Origin of the sequence: Photorhabdus cinerea, assembly GCF_011189575.1 — a bacterium.
Classification (GTDB): domain Bacteria; phylum Pseudomonadota; class Gammaproteobacteria; order Enterobacterales; family Enterobacteriaceae; genus Photorhabdus; species Photorhabdus cinerea.
Genome location: NZ_PUJW01000009.1, coordinates 91,013 through 112,842 on the forward strand (window position 1 = coordinate 91,013; position 21,830 = coordinate 112,842).

Genomic DNA, 21,830 nt, shown 5'->3' on the forward strand with positions numbered 1-21,830 from the left:
ATATTAGCTTTCATCAGAGCCGCTGGCTCTGATGTTGTATTCAACACCAGATGGCAATGTAAGATGAAAAAATTGTTAGCTCTGTTTGTTATTGCCCCACTTCTCGTTTCCTGTACCAACACTAAAAATATCGAATACAACGAAAAATATATAAAAGATACCAATAGCTTTGATATTTTGATGGGCCAATTCGCTCACAACATTGAGAACATTTGGGGATTGCACGAAGTATTAATTGCAGGCCCAAAAGATTACGTTAAATATACCGATCAATACCAGACCCGCAGCCATATCAATTTTGAGACTGGGACGATCACCATTGAAACAATTTCTCCGACTGAACCAACAACACATTTGCGCCAAGCCATTATCTCTACCTTATTAATGGGTGATGATCCAGGTTCAGTTGATCTCTATTCTGATACTAACGATATTCAGATCAGCAAAGAACCATTCCTTTACGGGCAGGTTATGGACAATAACGGTCAGCCAATTCGTTGGGAATGGCGGGCAACACATTTTGCAGATTACCTGATTACCAATAAATTACAGAAACGCCAGTCTGGTTTACATATAATCTGGTCTGTCACTATGCAATTGGTGCCGAACCATCTGGATAAACGTGCACATAAATATCTACCGCTGGTTCGTCAAGCTTCCATCAAATATGGTGTGGATGAATCCCTGATTCTGGCAATTATGCAAATAGAATCCAGTTTTAACCCGTATGCTGTCAGCCGTTCTGATGCACTTGGGCTAATGCAGGTTATGCAATATACCGCTGGCCGTGATGTCTTTAAAATGAAAGGCAAATCAGGACAACCAAGCCGCAGTTATCTGTTTGACCCAGAAAATAATATTGATGCTGGTACTGCATATTTATCGATATTACAAAACAGCTATCTGAATGGCATCATTAACGCAACATCTCGCCGTTACGCGGTAATAACAGCTTACAATGGCGGTGCCGGCAGTGTATTACGAGTATTCTCCAACGATAAGAAAAAAGCAGCTCAAATCATTAATAGCATGGCACCGGGTGATGTTTATGAAACTTTAACGACCAAACATCCATCGGCAGAATCACGCCGCTATCTGATAAAAGTAAATACGGCCCAGAAAAGTTACCATCATTAGAATATTAAAATGTTAAGACAGTGAAAAAATAACGGAGAGCAGTTTTTTTACTCTCCGTTATTTTTTGCTTATATTTTTAGCCAACAGACTAATTTTAGGGCATAAATTACTATTTCAGAAGAAATCTATTGACGAGTTCTACCAAATACGGTTTAATGCGCCCCGTTGCCCGGATAGCTCAGTCGGTAGAGCAGAGGATTGAAAATCCTCGTGTCGGTGGTTCGATTCCGCCTCCGGGCACCAATTCAAAACGCGTTGGTTGAGAGATGAAGAAGCTCAACGAGCGTTCGATACCGGAACCTAAAAATGCATCGCGTGGTATTATTCAATCATGCAATATTTCGATTTTAATCAAAGGGGTTCCAGATTCAGGATATCTGAGAAATCAGATGTCTTTTTTTCGTTCGAGCGCAATATTTACAAGTTCTATTACAACTGTCAAGCCATCCAAACTAAAATCAATGAATTAATTAACACGATGTTGTAGTTGGTTACTCAACTTTCCTAAATTGATCAGAAGAAAGTCAGTTATGGGAGATTGTCTCAGTTCAAAAAAATTCCCTATCTTGCGACAGGGAATTTGTAATAGATTAAGACAAGTTCAATCAATAGCAGGCATATTCTGTTTTATCCGATTAACATTTCGCCTCTCTCTGGCTCAGCATCGATATACAGCATTAATTCACGCTCCAGCGCACGCCCGGCAGTATCCAGATTGATATCAATATATTCCATCGTTGTGGCAATACTGCGATGGCCCAGTAATCCGCGCACCATTTGCAAATTACGATCAGGCGCTTTCATCAGTTCAGTTGCCAATGTATGCCAGAAACGGTGTGGACCCACATCAAATCCACACTCCTTTGACAAGCGCCGAAAGAATGATTTTATCGTCTGTAACTGGTCGGTTTCGTTTCCCCTGTCTGTTTTGGCGGTAAAATAGTCCACACAAAACAGGGGATCATTCAGTTTTGCCCCAGCGGCCTGAGCACGTTCCAGCAAAATTTCCAGTCGCGGATACAACCATTTCACTACCGGCACCTGATGTTCATAATGGTTCTTACTCCCCTCGGAGCAAAGAATAATCCGACGTTCTTTCAGATCAATATCTCCAAGCCGGATATGTAATAACTGATTTTGCCGCATCCCGGTATAACGCAACGTATCCAGTACAGTCAGCCAATACCAGGTCGGATATAATGCACAGCGGGCACGATGGTTATCCGCTGTCCGTCGCTCCCGCTCTTCAAATTGCCCCATCGTGAGATACAGGGCTGTCAGTTGTTTTTTGGTTAATGTTTTCTTTTTCTTCTTGTTCGCATTAACCACGACACCATTAAATGGGTTTTCCGTTTGAGGCAGTATTTTTTCTTTTATCGCCAAATTAAATAACGCCCGCATATGCGCAATCTTACTGTTCCAGGTCACACCTTTCCGTCCGGACTGATGCAATACATATCTTAGGGACTATCCCGACGCCATCATACCGTTTAGCGGACTTTTCCCCCTGATTTAACAGCCTTTTTCTCCGCCGCTTTTTCCCACCCTGTTAAAGAGCATATCAACTCGCCCCGACGGGCACTTGGCCGATTTTAGCTCACTTTTTCCCCGATGTCAGTGCCGGGTTTCGCCCCGCTTTTTCTGCCAGAACCGGGTTTTCTCGGGAACCCGTGGCGGCGGGGCAGCTTGCCTGCGCCGCTGACGCGGGTTGGCCGGGTGCGGGCTGGCGAAGCCCGCAGGTGACGCTGTTCAGCAGGGAAGCCCCTGGGGGCTGCACGGGGCGGAGATGGCGAGCACGGGGACGAGCAACGGAGCGCAGCGCAGTGCGAGCCGCGCGCAGCCAGTGCAGCGGGGTTGGGGCGGGGGTAATTAACAGCGGAGGCCGTAGGCCGACTGGCTTACCGGGCTGTGGCTGTTGACCTTAGCGGGCTGACCGACAACGTACTGGTGAAGAGGTAGTTGCGCAGTGCCACCTGCTTAGGAATGTCCACATAGGCGGGCGCCGCATTGGCCTGATTCGAACCGTTATAGCCAAGGAAATACGCCGCCACGCTGTTTGTCGATATGTCACTGGTTCTTTGCCCGGTGTATTCAAGCTCATACAAGTTAGGCGTGACCTTCACCAACTGGGCATTACCCTCTGCCGGCAGGCGGCCCGACTTGACCAGCGCCTCAGCACTGATGATATGGGTTTTAGCGAACTGTATAGGATCAGTGGCAAACTGATGGATATCGGCACTGCCTTGGCGGGACTCAAATCCATCACCTACAGACGCCAATCCGGCCCTGAGTTCGAGATCCTTCGCCGCCTGTCCCAACAGCGCCGGCATTGGGCCAATGCGGGTAAAACGAGGTGGATGAAACTCATCAGCCACCGGCAAGCCCTGATTGATGATTGTCAAGACTCGCGCCATTACTCCGTTATACAATTCACCCTGCAACGCCATCTTGCTGCCTTCAGCGCGGTACTCGTCGAACATCTGCAATATGCCCTTACCGATACTACCTGCACCCTCCGGTTCGTAACGCGCAGCGACGTAGAAGGTTTCGAAGAACGAATGATAGCCGTTACGGATCATGAAGGCCGCATTGGCCATCTGGAACTGCCAGTACTGTTTGACGCTCAACGCGCTACCGAACAATTCCGGCAAGGCATTGCTGACAGTCTGGGTGGTCCCGGAAATTCCCCCCACGAACGGGATGTCCAGGTCATTCATGTAACGTGTGGCGTCATTCTTGGGGTCCGGACGGAACTGGTTGTAGCTGCGGTACTTATCGTCCTTGATCAGGTACTGACCATCGTGATACGCCAGCTCTCCAGAACTGGTATTGAGGAGCAGATACGGATCCGGCTGATTCAAGCGGTTATTGATCATAACCTTGTTGTCACCCAGCGCGGCGTGGGGATTGACCGGGACTGCGGCTTTGGAAAGGCCATCGGCTACCGGACGTAAAACATGGAACAATACCTGTTTGCGCAGGCTCCTGCCTTCATTACTCAACAGCGCCGCCTCAACTACCGGACGCAGTTGCACATCGTCGCTCTCAAGGCCATTGGGACCGGCCAACAGCAAGGTGAGCAACTTGCCATCCAGCAAACGCTCAACCGCGACTTGATCGAAGACCTGTATTTTGGGGTTGTTTGGATGCTGTGCTGCATTGGCGCTAGCGACCCGCTGGGTTTCCGCTTCGACAGCCTGAATGCGCCACTGTTCATACAACGGTGCCAACAAATTCTTGGTCTGGGCAATATCACTTTGCACATAGCCACTTTGCAGAACCTTGACTACAGCTGGATTTTTCACTAGGTTCTCCGCCAACCCTAATAGCAGCGGATCATTATCAGTACTATGCCAGACCGAAGCGGCAAATGCCTGTTCCCACAGCACCTTGTTCAGATTATTGCCCTTGATATCGCGCATTCTGTCATAGGTGTACTCCGACTCCAACACCCCTGCGGGGGTGATGTGATTGCGTTCGAGCAAACGCACCAGTTGCTGCTCGAACGCTGTACGTTCGATGCTGTTAAACAAACGACTGGCCTTCTCACCATCGTCTCGCAATCGATCCAGCTTCTCGAAAAATGCGGCATTGTATTGATACAATTCGGCGGTCTGTGCCTTACTCAAATGACTACTGCTAACCTTGTCGCCATCAACGCTCATCACCACAAAGGGTGTTGCGGACAGGTAGGTTTTGTTCGGAGTTTTGCCCTGTGGCATTTCCAGCAAGTATTGGCGACTGGCAAAACCAACCGAGCGTTCCAGCTCATGGATATTGACGAAAAGCCCGTCACGATCCGGGTGGTAACTGTTCTGGCGAAACCCCTCCAGACCGATAGTCTGGAAGCTGGAGATATCAGCATTCTGGTTGATCAGGTCACTCAAGGCGCCTGGCAATGGTACCTCACGGGTGATAGTGGTATTCAGAGCCTGACCAGAAACCTGAATCCCAATCTGGTTCAGCACCTTACGATCAACATTGGTCAGCAACATCTTGCGGCCATTACCCAGCAACTGCGCTTTGAAGCCTTCGCGCAAAGTGCTTTCCGAAACCAGGTAGTTGGCAAAGTACTTCTCGACGAATGCAGTTTTGACCAGCACTGAGCGAATTGGCGTATAGGTCGGCGAACGGAAAGATGGCGGCTCACTTTTGAGCCGGTATTGTTGTTGCCAGGCCAGAGAGCGGGCTGCGGTACCGAAGGAAAAGTTGAGTACACCGTCCGTCGGCACTACCAGCCTGCCGTTCTCTAGGAAGAAGTCCTTGAAGCGACCATCAGTGCTGGCATTGACCAGCGCGACGTTCATGCGGATGTAGCCAGGACGTTCCTCCATCATCAGTAGTGAAATATTTACCGGCAGATCATCGGAGGCTTGGGGCACCTTGGTCAGCGCGGCGAGGGCCGTAGCTTCTTCCGTAGGAGGTACCTTGAGCAAGGCGTTGTAGCGGGTATTGACGTCCTTGTAAGCCTGCAATTCGGAAAATAGCGTCACATATTTTTGGCTGAACGTGGAAACAGCCACCTGTGTGGTCAGTTGCTGTTCCAGATGCTTGATCTTGGTATCCAGTTTGGCCTGCTTGCCCGCCGCATCCTCCCTCAAGGTCACCGCATTCAGGGTCTTGGTACCACCGGGACTGAGGATGGCTAAAGCCCTATCCCAAGTGCTGTCAAAGTGCGTCATGGCCGTCTGCTGGCGGCTGTACAACAGGATGTCACGGTCTAATTGCTGCTTGTAAGCGTTGATCGCCGGCGTGCCGAGCACATTGACCATCTGCTGCCGTCTTTGCTGTAGCGTCTGCAACTGGTCGCCGACAGAAACGGGGTTGTCCTGCATCTGAAAATGTTGGGCAGCCAGCACACTCAGGGTACTCTGCTGCATTTCTTGCAGCCGTTCGTTTACCTGCCTGATATAGTCAGCACGCTCGTCAGGACTCATGTTGAACCATTCGGTCTGACGACCTGCTGCTTTGATCTGTCGATCGATCAGGGTATTAAGCAACTTCGTAAAATCTTTAGATATAAAAGCCATTGCAGTGATCCTTTGTCTGTTTTTGAAGAAAGCCCTTCGCACCGCGAAAGACGGTCTGTCGATACGGATTTGTTATTCAATTACTTGGGAAATAGTTGCAGGCCATGGTTCTTTAGGTTGATGAATATTGGATAGTCAATAGTTCTTTGCTCTGTAGTTGCAGTCATCATTATTTCCTCTATTTTTCGTTTATATTGCAGATCACATGAGTGATAACATGGGAATATAATCAATTTTCGGTATATTTAAATATCAATTATTAACAACTGGTATTATTTATTAAAAAAATCATGTTCGCGTGAACATAGTTTCAATTATGTTGTTACATTTTTTATAATATGTTGAATAAATAATGACTAATTTCAGGAAGGTTATTTATTAGCGAATTGTTATATCTAATTTTTGCGTTATAACGCGATATTTAAAAACTCCACTGCAACTGTTAAGCAAATCAAATTAACAAGTTAATGCAATGTTTTACTATTGATCGATTAGATATCTGTATTTAAATAATCTACCTCTTTATTTATCAAAAAAACCGTCATGGGTGTCATTTACATGACCTAAAAAATTCCCCGTCTGCCACTAAGGAATTTATGTAGAAAAGGCAAATTCAGACAACAACAAAGATAATCAATATTGTTTGATTAATATCCCCCTCTTTCCGACTTAACATCGATATACAGCATCAACTCGCGTTCCAATGCATATCCTGCAATACTAAATCGGCTTATTAATAACAGGCAATGCGATATTCAGCCTAATCGCTTCAATGTTAAGACACGAAAGCTGAGGAGGTACACATGCTAATTTCCGGCAGTTGTCATTGTAGGAATATTGAATTTACCTTTAATTGGAAACCAGATCCTCTGGAAATTCCGGCACGAGCATGTACTTGCTCTTTTTGTACCAAGCACAATGCAGTCTGGACATCATTCCCAACAGGGCAGCTTCGGCTGAGTATCAGAGAACAACAGCTTCTACATAGATACTCTTTTGAAACAGGTACGGCGCAGTTTCACATCTGTAGCCAGTGCGGAGTAGTACCTGTTGTCATTAGTCAGATTAACGGTCGCGATTATGCCGTAGTTAACGTCAATACCTTTGAAGACGTTGATCCTGCAATGCTTAAGTATATTTCTGCTAAATTCACTGACGAAAGCGAGCAAGCTCGATTGACACGTCGTCAACAAAACTGGATTGCTAATGTTGAATACATATAGGCTATATCAGAGCAAAAGTGGACCACTACAATCGCACATCTTCCAGACGCATCAGATTACTGATAAGCCTCACTCACAGTAACATGGGTAGGTTCTTGGATCACTGTCACCATAGGTTTATTCATTGTGACTGTTCCCCGCCCTATCGGATATAGGGCCAGGGTTTACGGCGGATTTCACTAATGTTATTAAATAATTATCTTTCCCAGTAAGATTCTTCCAAGCTATCTTCTTTTTCCGGCAAACCACGGCTTAATCGTGGGGAATGCTGACTCAATACCTGATAGCTGACTCTGTTTGAATATTTACAAACCTGAGCAAGGGATGAATATGTCAGGTAAATACGAGTATGCTTACTGGAATTCGGCACATTCATTCTGTGATAGTTGTTAGCCGTTATATCATGCAGTAAAGCAGATAAAGCACCATCACCTGCACCATTGGTATTCATAATTTTTTCTGGTCCACCCATATAAGGTTCAATATGGGAATAAACCTTCATAGGGGTCTGGCAATCAGATTTACGCATAGCACGGCTAAATTCATAACGGTTAAATTCAGCAATAGCACCCGGTAACAATGGATGAGTTGTCTGGCGCTTATAATCTTCTTCGGTATAACCTGCCATATATAATCCAGCCGGGCCAGCAGTACACAAAACTAAATCTACCCAATTTAATGCCATATCTGAAGCCAATAACGGATCACTGAAACCAGTAAGCTCATAAGCTTCATCTTCATTCATTGCCAGAACAGAAATATTCTCAGCCAGGAAATCACGCCACCATTGTGGATCATCAGCAATGACATATTTTGTCCCCAAAGTCAGAACGACAGGAACACTATGTTTTTTCGCATATTCAATAGCTTTCATTGTTGCTTCAGGCATTGGCTCACCTAGCTTGCAACGAACCAAATAAGCAGTTAATACTAAAGCTGAAGCTTCAGCAATAATCTGTTCAGGAATACTCTCAGGCTTAAGTTGATTCATTTGTCCGGGACTGATGGCAAAAGTCCGTTCACCATTTTCTGTTACCAAAGTAAAACAGCGGCCAATTGCTCCATCCACACCTTGCAAATAATTTAGATCAGTACGGCTAGAGGTATTACATAAATAGCGATAAGCATAGCTGCCAATCTGAATATTGTTACACATAGCTCCCAGTAAAATAGAGCGATCATCAGCAAGAACTGAGTAATTATGGAGGGTATTACCGATAGTACCACCAGCAAATTCATGGCTAATAAGATTATTATCAGTAAGTTCTTTATACAAGGTTTCAGCTACATCATCTTCAATAACCAATGAGTGTCCCTGGCTAAGGTTATAACGCCGGATAAAATCTTCGTCTACTTTCGCTTCAATATCCACTAATGTCTGATCAATACCAACGATATAAGCCCGATTATTCTCACTATCCATCATGTCTTTAATTGGCTGGAGTAAGGGATCACGCAGGCTGACAGGAAAATAGTGTTTTGATTTACGTTTACCAGGGAATTTCATATTTGATTGATGCTATAGGGACATAAAGATGCAGCATATTAGCACAATAAAAACAGACAAGCAGCAAATGTCACAATGACACTTGCTGCCAGAGAACATTAAGCCGCTTGTTGACGACTACGCACCATGTGACGAATCATAACGAAAATTACAGACAGGATCAGGCCGATAAAAGCACTGCCTACCAAGATAAGCAGGCGCTTAGGAGAATCTTTCGCCGTTGGTTCATAAGGAGCCTGCATATATCTGAACGGTTGGAAGTCAACTTTATCTATTCTAAGTGACTTAAGTTTATTTATATAGAACATACGGTTACGTAAATCAGCATCAATTGAGGCTGGATCTTTAATTTCTTCCGTAATTTTTAACTTACGCTGTAATGCATCAGAACCTAAAGCAATAGAGTAATCTGGATCGTCTTTGATCATTGCACCTTCACTAGAAATAGGTTTTTTAATTCCCGCTGAATTAGCAATGGACAATGCATGTTTCAGTCGCTCAATATTAGCTCTCTGTATATTACTCACGCGGTTTAAATCAAGCTGGTATAAACCATCAGAGTAAGCAAGCTTCTGTTTAACCATATCACCCAATTCGTTTTTCACTTGGTCACGCACAACAGACGATGCATAGTTAATGTAACCATTTAGCAGGTTATATGCATCTTCAGCAGTCTCTGCACTGAAAGCCAGTTTAACCTCACCATCGTCATTATCTTTTTCCACTTTTGAAGAAGATGAAATATTATCATTTACAATTTTTTCAATAAGTTTTCTTTTTGCAAGTGTTGAATGATCATCTGATTTAGCTACCAGATTTTTAAAATATTCCGTATTAATCAGATATTCTTCTCGTAAAACCCGTGAATTAAAATTATTCAAAAAATTATGATACAACGATGATGAAGTTACCGATGGTTGTAAATTTAAAACCTCTAACGTAGTCAAGAGATTCTTAAGTGGCTGTATTTCTTCAAGTTGAGGTTGAATAACTGAAGCTGAACTAGTCCACTTTTGAGGCATTAAAGATGCTACAGCAAAACCAATAACAGCAAAAACGATAGTAACAACAATAATCAATAACTTTGATTGAAATAAAACAGAAAATAACTCAAACAAATCGATTTCATCGTCTTGTTTTGAATTGTAATAATTAAAGTATTCTTCATTGAAGTTAGTGCTTTTAACCGGTTTATTAATCATTATTTATATCCAAATTCAAATATGGCTGTTACTAATTGCTCTACAAAACATCATCCCACTGAACCCTATGGTTAATTTCATTTATCCTAAAAACCAAGTATGGCAGTTCAGACAGGCACTTGTGTCGGAATATACCATTAAAGAATCAATTAACCCTAATGATAGATTAATTCCATTACTACTCAACTCTACCTCTGACAAACCTGTTCACTAACACCTCAAGCAACAAAATATGACGACTATTGTCGTTAAGCGCCGGAATATATTCAAATTTCTCTCCACCAGCATCAAGAAATATCTCCTTATTCTGCTGCTTTATCTCTTCAAGCGTCTCTAAGCAATCAGATGAAAAACCAGGACAAAGTACCTGAATATGTTTTATTCCCTGACCAGGTAGTGATTTCATAGTCTGATCTATGAATGGCATCAACCACGGTTCTCGACCAAAACGCGATTGATAAGCCATCATGACTTGCTCCGCTGGATAATTAATAGTTTGCTTTAGCAATCGCGTTGTTAACTCACATTGCTCCGCATAAATATCACCAGTATCAACAAAACGTTGCGGAATACTATGATAGGAAAGCAATAATCTATCCGGTTGACCATGCTCATAAAAACTCTTCTCAATTGTCTCCTTCAGTGCAGAAATATAAGCCGGATGGTCAGCATAACTGCGAATAAAGTGGACTCCGGGAATAGTACGGTATTTCTGCAATGCCAGACTAATACCATCAAATACAGCCGCAGATGTGGAACACGAATACTGGGGATAAAGCGGTAAAACAATCAATTGTTCAACATTCTGTCTGAGTAGATTGTCAATTGCCTGCTCAATAGATGGAGAGCCATAACTCATTCCTAGTTCAATAGGAATGTCTACTAATTTTTCTGCCAATAATTTCTGCTGACGACGGCTATATACCAACAGAGGAGAACCCTCATCAGTCCAGATTTTCTGATATAACTTTGCTACACGTGAGGAACGTAAAGGCAAAATAATACTATATAATATTGGTTTCCAAATTAGTTTGGAAACATCTACAACTCTTTTATCACTAAGAAACTCGGCTAAATAACGCTTTATAGCCGCAGTTGTCGGCTGATCAGGAGTGCCAAGATTAACTAATAAAACGCCATACTTATCGCTTCTGCTCATTATGCCGATTTCCTATTGTTTTCACTGATGAGAACCCTAACATAATAAAATACAGATGAAAATCATGTTTATCCATGAGAGCAATAAATAAAAACCAGCTAATCAGCTGAAATAGTAAAGAAATAATGTAAGATTAAGGCAGCTTAAAGCCGCCTTTTAAGAATCACTCAGCTTGATTAATCAGAATTTTGGTTAATTCTTCGCTAACTTCAGACACCTTTCGAGTACCATCAATTTTGAAGTATTCGGTGTTGCCTATCTCAGCTTCTTTCTGATAGTAGGATACCAAAGGTGCTGTCTGCTGATGATATTCAACTAAACGTTTACGCACGATATCTTCGTGATCATCTTTACGAATAGTCAGTTCTTCACCAGTAACATCATCTTTGTTTTCCATTGCTGGTGGATTAAATCTGATGTGATAAACACGTCCAGATGGTGCATGTACACGGCGCCCAATGATACGTTCAATAATCAGCTCATCAGGTACATCGAATTCCAGAACATAATCAACATTAATACCGGCTTCTTTCATTGCATCAGCCTGAGGAATAGTACGAGGGAACCCATCCAACAAGAATCCATTGCGGCAATCATCTTGTTTGATGCGCTCTTTTACCAAAGCAATGACGAGTTCATCGGTAACCAGCTTACCATTATCCATCAGCTCTTTTGCTTTTAAACCCAATTCTGTGCCAGCCTTAACTGCAGTACGCAACATATCACCGGTAGAAATTTGAGAGATCCCATATTTCTCCATGATAAATTGCGCCTGAGTCCCTTTACCGGCGCCCGGAGCGCCCAGCAGAATAATACGCATTGCGTAAATCCCCTTGCTAGTTAGTTTTTATATTTTAAGAAAACGAATCACCATACCATTTGGAATGGGGTTCGCTCAAGGAAACAGGTAAACGATTTCGTGATATTTTTCTGCAAAAAATAAACCACGCCCCATCTCACTACCAGAGGCGTGGTTTACAATCGTTACCAGGATATAACTAAATCAAGCTTTCTCAGATAGTAATAGCTGATTCATACGACGGATAAACTGATTTGGATCTTCCAATGTGCCACGCTCAGCAAATAATGCCTGATCGAACAGTAGTTCGACCCAATCAGCAAATTGTGTTTCATCACTAATATCAGCCGCTAGTTTTACTAATTGATGATCAGGATTCAGTTCAAAATTGTATTTAACTTCCGGTACCTGCTGACCAGCCGCAGCAAACAATTTCGCCATCTGTGTACTCATTTCATCCGCGTTTGTTGTCACAATTGCCGGAGTATCAGTTAGACGGTAAGTCAGTTTGACCTCTTTTACCCGATCGCCAAGCAATGTTTTTACACGTTCAACAAATGGCTCTAGTTGCTTTCCAGCTTCTTCCTGCTCAGCTTTATTTTCATCTGCCAGTTTATTCAAAGATTCATCAGCCTTACTGACTGACTGGAATTTTTTACTATCAAATTCAGTAAGATAGCTCATCATCCATTCATCTATGCGATCTGACAGTAGCAGAACTTCGATACCTTTCTTACGGAACAGTTCCAAGTGAGGGCTGTTTTTCGCCGCAGCATAACTATCCGCAGTGATGTAGTAGATTTTATCCTGACCTTCCGTCATCCTACTAACATACTCTTCCAGAGAAACTGTCTGTGCAGAGCTGTCATTATGGGTAGAAGCAAAACGTAACAATTTAGCGATAGCTTCTTTGTTGGTATTATCTTCTGCCGGACCTTCTTTCATCACCAGACCAAACTGTTGCCAGAATTGCTGGTATTTTTCTGCATCATCTTTTGACAATTTATCCAGCATCTGTAATGCACGTTTGGTCAATGCATTACGCAAATTACGGGTAATAGAATTGTCTTGTAGAATTTCACGGGAAACATTCAGTGGCAAATCATTGGAATCAATCAGACCACGAACAAAGCGCAAATAGTTTGGCATGAACTGTTCTGCATCATCCATAATAAATACGCGTTGGACATACAGTTTCAATCCGTGCTTATGCTCACGGTTCCACATATCCCACGGAGCCTGAGATGGAATATAGAGCATGCTGGTATATTCCTGTTTACCTTCTACACGATTATGGCTCCAGATCATCGGATCAGTAAAATCATGAGAGATATGTTTGTAGAACTCTTTGTATTCTTCATCTGTAATTTCAGATTTACCACGAGTCCACAACGCTTGGGCTTTATTAATCTTTTCCCAAGTTACTGTATCTTCTTCGCCTTCTTCTTCACTCTTATTTTTAGTTTCAATTTCAACTGGAAGAGCGATATGGTCAGAATATTTGCTGATAACAGAACGCAAACGCCAGTCATTCAGGAATTCATCTTCCCCTTCACGTAAATGAAGAGTGATCTCTGTACCACGAGTTTCTTTTTCAATATCAGCGATAGTGTAATCGCCTTCACCAACCGATTCCCAGAATACCCCTTGATCGGTTGAAGCACCAGCAGCACGGGTACGTACAGTGACTTTATCCGCCACAATAAATGCAGAGTAAAAACCAACACCAAATTGACCAATTAGCTGGCTGTCTTTCGCCTGATCGGACCCAATAGACTCCAGGAAAGCTTTTGTTCCTGATTTAGCGATAGTCCCAAGATTATCAATTACTTCATCGCGGGTCATACCAATGCCATTATCACTAATCGTAATAATTCTCTTTTCTTTATCAAAAGAGAGGCGAACACGCAATTCACCATCATTTTCATAAAGATCTGGGGCAGATAATGCGCGGAAACGTAATTTGTCAGCAGCATCGGAAGCGTTTGAGATTAGCTCACGAAGAAAAATCTCTTTATTGGAATAGAGTGAATGGATCATTAATTGCAGAAGTTGCTTTACTTCAGACTGAAATCCACGGGTTTCCTGACCTTTCATACTCATTTGTTACCTCAATCTAAATCCAGTTCAGACAGATAAAATCAGACGATGAAGTTCAAATGGGGATAAATAAACTGAATTTCAAGTTAGGTTATTCAAAAGAATGTAAAATAGGGTAAATAAGTTAAATATTTAAATAATTTATAGCCATACGCTGCATAAATGCAGCGTCTCAAAATCTTCACGGTTTGATCTATAACAGGCTACGCAACAATATTTTTCCAGTCAGACAAAACCGTAAGGCATTGGCAGAAAATTAATAAGTAATCTTCTGCCGCCCAGCAAGTGAATGCGACAAAGTTGTGCCATCTACCATTTCGAGTTCACCACCAACCGGTACACCATGAGCAATACGGCTTGCAGTTACCCCGTACTGGGCGCACATCTCTGCAATATAATTAGCAGTTGCCTCTCCTTCTACTGTCGGATTGGTCGCCAGAATGACCTCTGAAATCACTTCAGTGGAGAGACGTTCCTCAAGGCGATCCAACCCAATATCCATCGGACCAATACCATCCAACGGAGATAGGTGCCCCATCAACACAAAGTAGCGCCCTGCAAGCTGACCAGTTTGCTCAATGGCATGAATATCCGCTGGGCTTTCAACTACACAAATTTGACCATTTTGCTGACGGCGTGAGTTGGCACAAATAGTACACTGTTCCTGCTCAGTAAAGGTCCGGCAATATTTACAGTGTCCAATTTCCGACATTGCTCTTGTCAATGCCTGAGCCAAACGCATTCCACCACTGCGATCACGCTGTAGCAAATGAAAAGCCATCCGCTGCGCAGATTTAGGGCCAACCCCTGGCAAACAGCGCAATGCTTCCATCAAGGATTCAAGGAGAGGACTAGTTTGCATCAGAATGGCATCTTAAAACCTGGTGGCAGTTGCATTCCGCTAGAAACGCTTGCCATTTTCTCTTTCTGAGTTTCTTCGATGCGACGAGCTGCGTCATTGAATGCCGCAGCAATGAGATCTTCTAACATCTCTTTGTCGTCTTCCATCAGGCTTGGATCGATTTCAACACGACGGCAATTATGAGCGCCGTTAATGGTCACTTTAACCAAACCTGCACCAGATTCACCAGTCACTTCCAAATTGGCAATCTCTTCCTGCATTTTCTGCATTTTGTCCTGCATTTGCTGGGCCTGTTTCATCAAATTGCCCAAACCACCTTTACCAAACATAGTTTTCTCTCTTCGCTATGGCTACATCGTACAACAGGTACAGATTGCAGCGGTTAGACCGGCCGGATACTCTCTTCATCCAATTCAGCATCAAATACTTGCCTTAATGTCTGAATAGTTTTATCCGCAATAATTGATTGGCGAGCTTGTGCCAACTTCTCTTCATAAATGGCTTGTCGCCACTCCAACGGGGTTTTCTCCGCCGGATTATCATCTTCAATAATGCTGAATTCAATCGTTACACCATACAACTCGCTTAATGCTTCCGTTAATGACTTTTGTGCAAAAGCGGAATTAAGGTGACGCTGGCTCGAACGCAAGTGTAAACAGATCTGATTACCACTAACCTGCTCTTTGAACGCATTTAATGCTAATTGTTGCACCAGTTTAGGAATTTTAAGTTTATCAACTTCTGCTGCCCATGCATCTCTTTGTTTGGATTCTTCCGCTAATTTCTCTGCCAGCTCTGGTGTTTTCTCATGTTCCAACGCTGTTCTTAAAGCCTTTGGCGTAGCCACATAAGTTTCTGGTTTTTTCTCAATATTCTTAGCACGCCAACGGTAAGCCTCTTTTTTCTCAGGCTTGCTTTCCTGAGTTTTGACTACCGATGATTGAAGTTGTTGCCCAGACACTGCGGCAATCCGTTCCAGTGCCGAGGTCGCCGACCTTGTCTTAATAGACGTAGCCGGTTCAGACTTTTTTGGTGGCGTTTGCTCTTGTTGCCGAGATAACGCATTCCTTGCTTTTAGTAGTTGCGCTGTCGGGCTTGATACAAGTGCCTGAGGAATCTGAGGCTCTGTCTGGGAAGTTTTATCCATCTGTACCAATTCACTCACATGATTAGTAGAAGGAATGCTCTTCTGGTGGTCATGTTGCAGCTGTACTGTGGTGGATGGCATAACCGCAGGTTGTACCATCGGTACAGAAACCTCTTCTATGACTGTTTTTGGATGAAATGCCAAAGCCCTGAGCAAAGCCATTTCAACGCCCATTCTGCGTTCTGGTGCATATGCCAGATCTCTACGACCAATCAGTAAAGTTTGATAATAAAGTTGCAAATCTTCCGGTGAGATAGCCTTTGCTAATAGCCGCAAACGACCGTCAATTGAAGAAGGGGCGACCTCTGATTGAGAAGGTAACAGTTGGATCATTGCAATACGATGCAGCAATGAAAGAATCTCCACCAACAAATTTTCCCAGTCAGAACCCCGTAAAGCAACTTGCTCCACCAATGCCATAACCTGTTGACCATCAGCTCGGACCAATGCTTCAATTATTGATAGAGACTGTTCATCATCCAACGTTCCCAACATCCGGCTGACTATTTCAGCCGTCACCTGTCCTTGTCCCATAGCAATAGCCTGATCTGTCAGGCTTAAGGCATCACGCATACTGCCATCAGCAGCACGAGCCAAGAGCTGACGAGCACGACTGTCACTCTCTAGATGTTCAGCTTTAAGAATATGCTCAAGCTGATCGCTTATTTGAGCGACATCCAGCGCTTTGAGATGGAACTGTAAACAACGAGAAAGAATGGTCACTGGCAATTTTTGCGGATCAGTCGTTGCCAGTAAAAATTTCACGTGCTCAGGCGGCTCTTCCAACGTCTTCAATAATGCATTGAAGCTGTGCCGAGAAAGCATATGCACTTCATCAATCAGATAGACTTTAAAACGCCCTCGAGTTGGAGCATATTGCACGTTATCCAACAGTTCACGCGTATCTTCAACTTTGGTACGAGAAGCAGCATCAATCTCAATCAGATCGACAAACCGTCCTTGCTCGATTTCAAGACAATTAGCACATTTACCACAAGGCTTATCAGTAATACCTGTTTCACAATTCAACCCCTTGGCAAACAAGCGGGCAATCGTTGTTTTCCCAACTCCTCTGGTGCCAGAAAACAAATAAGCATGATGAAGCCGGCCATGGGCAAGACCATTAGCTAACGCAATCAGGACATGTTCCTGACCAATCACATTAGAGAATATTTGTGGGCGCCACTTACGGGCAAGTACCTGATAGCTCATTGATACCGGGGAAATTGAATATAATTGGGCACCATGCTAACACAGCCCCACTATAGACAGCGAGGCCGATATGTCAGTAATGCGAAAATAAGCAGATTAATGACCTGGGAATTCAAGCAGGGTAAAGCTACTCACACCTTGTCTTTGCAAACGCTCAACGCCCCCCAAATCAAGCAAACCAATAACAAAGGCCGCTTCAAAAACTTCACCACCTAAACGACGAATTAAGTGGGCGGTTGCCTCAACAGTACCACCGGTTGCTAACAAATCATCAATAACCAGCACCTTATCGTTCTCTATTATACTATCCTTATGCATTTCCAGTGTATCGGTGCCATACTCCAGATTGTAAGTTTCACTCAATGTTTCACGAGGTAATTTACCTGCTTTACGCACTGGAACAAAACCAACACCGAGACGCAACGCAACAGGGGCTCCGAATAGAAAACCACGAGCTTCAGTACCAACAATTTTTGTTATGCCCTTGCCTTGATATCGCTCTACCAGAAGATCAATTGTTGCCTGATAGGCTGGAGGGTTATCCAATAAGGTTGTAATATCACGAAAAAGAACCCCTGCTTTCGGGTAATCGGGAATAGTTTCTATGCTGTCTTTAATAAATTGCAGTTGCTGCGCGTTTGCGGTCATAATCGGTGCCAGTGAGTAGAACACGAAGGTGCTAAAATCTATGCAAACTGATAGAAAAAAGCAACCAATGAACATTCATTAGCCTATTTTTTGTCGTTCAAAATCAATTCTGCTTCACAGCACATAACCACTTTAGGGTATAAATGAGTACACGAAATTTATTAAATTTGCTCGAAAAACAAGTTGGTATACTGGCAAAAGAGATCGCTCCACTAGCAAACACACCATTTTCCACTGCCCGGTTTGATCAGGCTTTATTTAACCGACACAGTGATAAGCTCCGTGACTATCTCCAAGAAGTAAAGCACAACATGGAACAACTCAAAAAGTGTGTTCAGGATAACCAGACAGAACAAGTCGCATTTCTAGCTGAACGTTTAACGATCCAAATAGAAGCATTAAAGCGTGAATTATCTACCCAGTCTCTGAGAAAAAAAGAGAGTCAGTTCGAGCATAAACAACAAGCCACTGACCTATATCATAAACTCGCTGAACATCAGGATTATGAACGCCGTCTACTCGAAATGATCAATGATAGAGAGCTAAAATTGAATCAACAAACTACACTTAGTAATCAGCAAAAAGTACAGAAAGAAATTGCAGCCTTAGCAGGAAGACTAGCACGTTGCCGCCAGTCTATGATGCGAATTGAAAAATCAATCGAATATAAAGAGAATACGAATTAACGACTCAGATGAGGAATGTTTTATGTCTGTCGAACATGCACCGCCTGAAGTTCAACTTGCTGTTGATCTAATCTATTTACTGGAGTGCAACGAAATCACTCCTGAAATCGCACTCGCCACACTGGAAATAGTCAAGCGTGATTATCAAGCAAAATTAGTGAAGCAACCACAATCTACAAGTGAATAATTGAGTGATTTGCGCCAAACACCTCAATAGATACCTCGTCGATACTACAAAAGATCCGCATTAGTCTTAATGGGTTCTTACACATTCCCAGTTCAGCCTTTGTAACATTTCAAATGACTTTATGTTAACCTCGCCTTTAATTCTTCCCATCGCTTCTTTTTAGGAACGTTGAGGCATAATCATCAACAGCAATTCGAGTACAAAGTTGCTCCCACTCACAACCTACACAGGCGGCCCTTACAATCCCACGTCTGAAAGCCCATCGAGCCTGTCTAAAATAGGCTGAATCAAGTCTTAATATATGACCTATTTCGACAGGCCAACCCATAAGAGTGCTAACAGCTTCTAAAGCATGGCTATCCCGAATAATGACACTTTCTCCTAAACAATGAGGGGCATCCTCTCCAAGTAAAGGCATACATATATCATCTGGCCCTGCCACAATCAGGATGTCTTCGTCCCGAATTCGGGGAATAATTTTATTGTAGTTTTCAATAAAACTAGGGGAATATCCGTTGCCGGCGTAGGTAAGAATACAAAGAAGGTGGTGACCTCTCAGAGATATTGTCATTATCGCGCTCCTGAACATGGTCAAGTGTTGCATTATTATACAATCAGTGTTATATGATCAATTTTCCTAATATAAAGAAAATAAACTAGGAATTGGCTATCATGTTGTCAAGGTGGGTATCAAACGAACTTATCAAATTATCATCAGAAAGCTTGCAAGCACTCATAGATAACCAGATTCCAGCAGCAGTGATAAATGATTTTGCAACGACAGAGGAATCTGAACAGCTTTCAACTATAATACTGAGCATGAAAGCAAAACCCTATGAATTCGGGAGACCGGGCTTTTACCTAGGAAATCCGTTAGCTCATTATCGTAACCGACCCAAAGAAGAGTACTTTGCTCAAGTCAGCACAGCTGAAAAAGAACGTACTCAAATCATCAATCAGGCTTTTGATCCAGTCGATCGGTTTATACGATGTATCGATCATGATACAGATTTCAACATTTCAGTCGCAGAAGAGCCGGGATTAGGTCCCTATTTTGCCGGTATCGTTCGTATTATCTCCGGTGGTTCTGACTTGCATATAGACTATGCACCCACTTTTGCGAAAGGAAACCTAGTTATCGGAGATGTGTCTACCCAGCTTGCCTGGAACCTCTATGTTTCGTCTCCCTCTCAAGGAGGAGAAACTGTTATCTATAATCAACCATTCAAAAATACCATCGCAGATAAAACATATAAGCCATATGATAGTTCTCTATTGGTTGATTGCGAATCTTTCACCTTCCAACCTCAAGTTGGTTCCGTCGTCATTTTCAATACTAGTAATCCTCATATCGTCTTGCCTGCGAGAGGCAATCGGATTGCCACAGGCTCTTTCATCGGTCTGTTAAGTGAGAAGAATCTGATCCTATGGTCGTAATGCATTTTGATAAGATGCTGGAGTCTAAGCATGAAGATGACCTTTTCTTACGCTACCGCTGTTCTGTACATCGTGACGATCATCACGGGAGGAACATCGTGGTATGCAGCAAAACTGCAATTAACTGACGTTTCGCCTGCAATATCTCTGATTTATCGTTTTGGGTGTGCATCAGGATTGTTACTTCTGATCGCGGCAATTTCGCGGGAAAAACTCACATATACCTGGCGCGATCACCTTTCCTTCGCTTCGCTCGGAGCGTGCGGATTTGCTATTGCATTCTTACTAATTTACAAGGCTGCGGCCTTGATCACCACCGGTTTAATCGCTCTCATCTACTCTTTAGTCATATTATTCAATTCCGTGAATACCACTCTCTTTCTACGGCAATCAACTTCACGAACAGTTCTGGTAGGTGCGCTAGTCGGTCTAGCAGGGATAATTTTAGTCTTCAGTCCAGAATTTTTTAATAATGAGTGGAATTGGGCAGGATTCGGTTACGCCATCTCCGCAACCCTAGCGTTCTCATTCGCCAACATTTCCGCAGTTCAATTACAAAGAAAAGGTATCACTGTTCTACCAATGACCGGTATTTCTATGGGATATGGCGCTATATTCCTGCTCAGCTATGCTTTATTAACCAAGCAGACATTTAGCTTTGATCCGTCACCAATCTACGTAGCATCTCTATTCTATTTGATCCTATTTCCTTCTGTGATTGGATACACAACTTATTTCGCTGTTGTTGGCCGTTTGGGTGCAGAACGAGGAGCTTATACGATGCTTCTCGTTCCACTTGTAGCATTAGCCATCTCCAGCGTGACAGAAGGCTATCGTCCAACTATCTGGGCCATAGTCGGTACAATGATGACTCTTAGCGGCAACTATTGGGTGCTCACAACCAAGTACCAACCAGTCACAAAGACCAACGTTTAAAAATGTGACTCATGAGTAGGGTAAGCCCGACGAACAGTTTTAGCAATCAAGATAACCAGTATGACTTTGATAATATCTCCTGGTATGAATCCAATCGAACCTACGGTTGCTTGCCAGAGGTTGATATTGGCAAATGCTGCAACCCATGGAATGCCAATCACGTAAACAAGCACTATCCCACCAAAGACAAGAAATCCAGATTCTTTAAAAACATTCAGCTTTGCAAGATTCTGTTCATACAAATAGCCGATGACAAAAGCTGCAATCGGCCATGCCAAAACAAAACCACCACTCGGACTGAGAAATACCCCAAATCCCCCCATACCTCCAGCCATTACCGGTAATCCGATTGCAACGAGCACACAAAAAAGCAGCAATGCTAATCCCCCGCGTTTTGCACCAACAATAGCGCCAGCGAGCATCGCTCCCATTGATTGAGCCGTTATCGGAACGCCCACAACAGGAAGTGCCAATGGTGGAAATAAACCCAGCGCTGCGGTTAGTGCAGCAAATAATGCGATATAAACAATATCTTTCGTGGACATTTGATCCCCTTTC

Annotated in this window: 19 protein-coding genes and 1 tRNA gene; 7 read left to right on the plus strand and 13 right to left on the minus strand. The window is 43.2% G+C overall.

What is annotated here, in order from left to right; all coding sequences use genetic code 11:
- Positions 1-63 precede the first annotated feature (63 nt).
- Together mltC and C5469_RS10505 are read left to right on the plus strand one after the other, a co-directional pair.
- Positions 64-1,137, plus strand: a complete 1,074-nt coding sequence (mltC, locus tag C5469_RS10500; protein ID WP_166305854.1) for a membrane-bound lytic murein transglycosylase MltC — start codon at positions 64-66, stop codon at positions 1,135-1,137.
- A gap of 167 nt (positions 1,138-1,304) precedes the next feature.
- Positions 1,305-1,380: transfer RNA gene (locus C5469_RS10505), tRNA-Phe, on the plus strand.
- Positions 1,381-1,764: 384 nt separating this feature from the next.
- On the opposite strand, the gene C5469_RS10510 is transcribed toward C5469_RS10505, so the two are convergent.
- On the minus strand, positions 1,765-2,565 hold the full coding sequence (locus C5469_RS10510) for a tyrosine-type recombinase/integrase (protein WP_339414075.1): 801 nt from the start codon (positions 2,563-2,565) through the stop codon (positions 1,765-1,767).
- A 470-nt stretch (positions 2,566-3,035) separates the two neighbouring features.
- The gene (locus tag C5469_RS10515; RefSeq protein ID WP_242689433.1) at positions 3,036-6,167 is read right to left on the minus strand and encodes a hypothetical protein; all 3,132 of its coding nucleotides are present in this window, start codon (positions 6,165-6,167) and stop codon (positions 3,036-3,038) included.
- A gap of 803 nt (positions 6,168-6,970) precedes the next feature.
- On the opposite strand from C5469_RS10515, the gene C5469_RS10520 reads away from it, so the two are divergent.
- Positions 6,971-7,390 (plus strand): GFA family protein, encoded by a 420-nt coding sequence (locus C5469_RS10520; protein ID WP_166305857.1) that lies wholly within the window; start codon positions 6,971-6,973, stop codon positions 7,388-7,390.
- 196 nt (positions 7,391-7,586) lie between these two features.
- Here the strand turns inward: C5469_RS10520 and C5469_RS10525 are convergent, their stop codons facing one another.
- From C5469_RS10525 to apt, 9 genes are all read right to left on the minus strand, one after another.
- On the minus strand, positions 7,587-8,897 hold the full coding sequence (locus C5469_RS10525) for an inosine/guanosine kinase (protein WP_166305860.1): 1,311 nt from the start codon (positions 8,895-8,897) through the stop codon (positions 7,587-7,589).
- A gap of 98 nt (positions 8,898-8,995) precedes the next feature.
- Positions 8,996-10,099: an LPS O-antigen length regulator Wzz(fepE) gene (gene wzz(fepE) / locus C5469_RS10530; RefSeq protein WP_166305863.1), complete on the minus strand. Its 1,104-nt coding sequence runs from the start codon at positions 10,097-10,099 to the stop codon at positions 8,996-8,998.
- Between the two features lie 178 nt (positions 10,100-10,277).
- A complete protein-coding gene (gene hemH / locus C5469_RS10535) occupies positions 10,278-11,258 on the minus strand; it encodes a ferrochelatase (RefSeq protein WP_166305866.1) in 981 nt (326 codons plus the stop codon).
- A 163-nt stretch (positions 11,259-11,421) separates the two neighbouring features.
- Positions 11,422-12,078 carry an adenylate kinase gene (gene adk, locus C5469_RS10540; protein WP_166305869.1) on the minus strand — a complete coding sequence of 219 codons (657 nt, stop codon included), beginning with the start codon at positions 12,076-12,078 and terminating at the stop codon, positions 11,422-11,424.
- 183 nt (positions 12,079-12,261) lie between these two features.
- A complete protein-coding gene (htpG, locus tag C5469_RS10545; protein ID WP_207628941.1) occupies positions 12,262-14,154 on the minus strand; it encodes a molecular chaperone HtpG in 1,893 nt (630 codons plus the stop codon).
- Positions 14,155-14,413: 259 nt separating this feature from the next.
- The gene (gene recR / locus C5469_RS10550; protein ID WP_166305875.1) at positions 14,414-15,019 is read right to left on the minus strand and encodes a recombination mediator RecR; all 606 of its coding nucleotides are present in this window, start codon (positions 15,017-15,019) and stop codon (positions 14,414-14,416) included.
- Positions 15,019-15,348, minus strand: coding sequence for a YbaB/EbfC family nucleoid-associated protein (locus C5469_RS10555; RefSeq protein WP_021323842.1), 330 nt, complete (start codon positions 15,346-15,348; stop codon positions 15,019-15,021). The genes recR and C5469_RS10555 overlap by 1 nt, the downstream gene beginning before the upstream one ends.
- Positions 15,349-15,401: 53 nt before the next feature.
- A complete protein-coding gene (gene dnaX, locus C5469_RS10560; protein ID WP_166305878.1) occupies positions 15,402-17,378 on the minus strand; it encodes a DNA polymerase III subunit gamma/tau in 1,977 nt (658 codons plus the stop codon).
- Positions 17,379-17,474: 96 nt separating this feature from the next.
- Positions 17,475-18,026 carry an adenine phosphoribosyltransferase gene (gene apt, locus C5469_RS10565; protein ID WP_149616003.1) on the minus strand — a complete coding sequence of 184 codons (552 nt, stop codon included), beginning with the start codon at positions 18,024-18,026 and terminating at the stop codon, positions 17,475-17,477.
- A 143-nt stretch (positions 18,027-18,169) separates the two neighbouring features.
- On the opposite strand from apt, the gene priC reads away from it, so the two are divergent.
- Complete coding sequence (gene priC, locus C5469_RS10570) at positions 18,170-18,712, plus strand: primosomal replication protein PriC (RefSeq protein ID WP_166305881.1); 543 nt, start codon at positions 18,170-18,172, stop codon at positions 18,710-18,712.
- A gap of 22 nt (positions 18,713-18,734) precedes the next feature.
- Positions 18,735-18,899, plus strand: a complete 165-nt coding sequence (gene rsmS, locus C5469_RS10575) for a pleiotropic regulatory protein RsmS (protein ID WP_166305884.1) — start codon at positions 18,735-18,737, stop codon at positions 18,897-18,899.
- Positions 18,900-19,035: 136 nt separating this feature from the next.
- On the opposite strand, the gene C5469_RS10580 is transcribed toward rsmS, so the two are convergent.
- Positions 19,036-19,470, minus strand: coding sequence for a DUF1284 domain-containing protein (locus tag C5469_RS10580; protein ID WP_166305887.1), 435 nt, complete (start codon positions 19,468-19,470; stop codon positions 19,036-19,038).
- Positions 19,471-19,571: 101 nt separating this feature from the next.
- Here C5469_RS10580 and C5469_RS10585 point away from each other — a divergent pair, with 101 nt between their 5' ends.
- Both C5469_RS10585 and C5469_RS10590 read left to right on the plus strand, forming a co-directional pair.
- The gene (locus tag C5469_RS10585; protein WP_166305890.1) at positions 19,572-20,336 is read left to right on the plus strand and encodes a 2OG-Fe(II)-dependent halogenase WelO5 family protein; all 765 of its coding nucleotides are present in this window, start codon (positions 19,572-19,574) and stop codon (positions 20,334-20,336) included.
- Positions 20,337-20,366: 30 nt separating this feature from the next.
- Positions 20,367-21,272, plus strand: coding sequence for a DMT family transporter (locus C5469_RS10590; protein ID WP_166305893.1), 906 nt, complete (start codon positions 20,367-20,369; stop codon positions 21,270-21,272).
- Here the strand turns inward: C5469_RS10590 and C5469_RS10595 are convergent.
- Positions 21,269-21,817 carry a biotin transporter BioY gene (locus tag C5469_RS10595; protein WP_166305896.1) on the minus strand — a complete coding sequence of 183 codons (549 nt, stop codon included), beginning with the start codon at positions 21,815-21,817 and terminating at the stop codon, positions 21,269-21,271. The genes C5469_RS10590 and C5469_RS10595 overlap by 4 nt on opposite strands.
- Between the last annotated feature and the right edge of the window lie 13 nt (positions 21,818-21,830).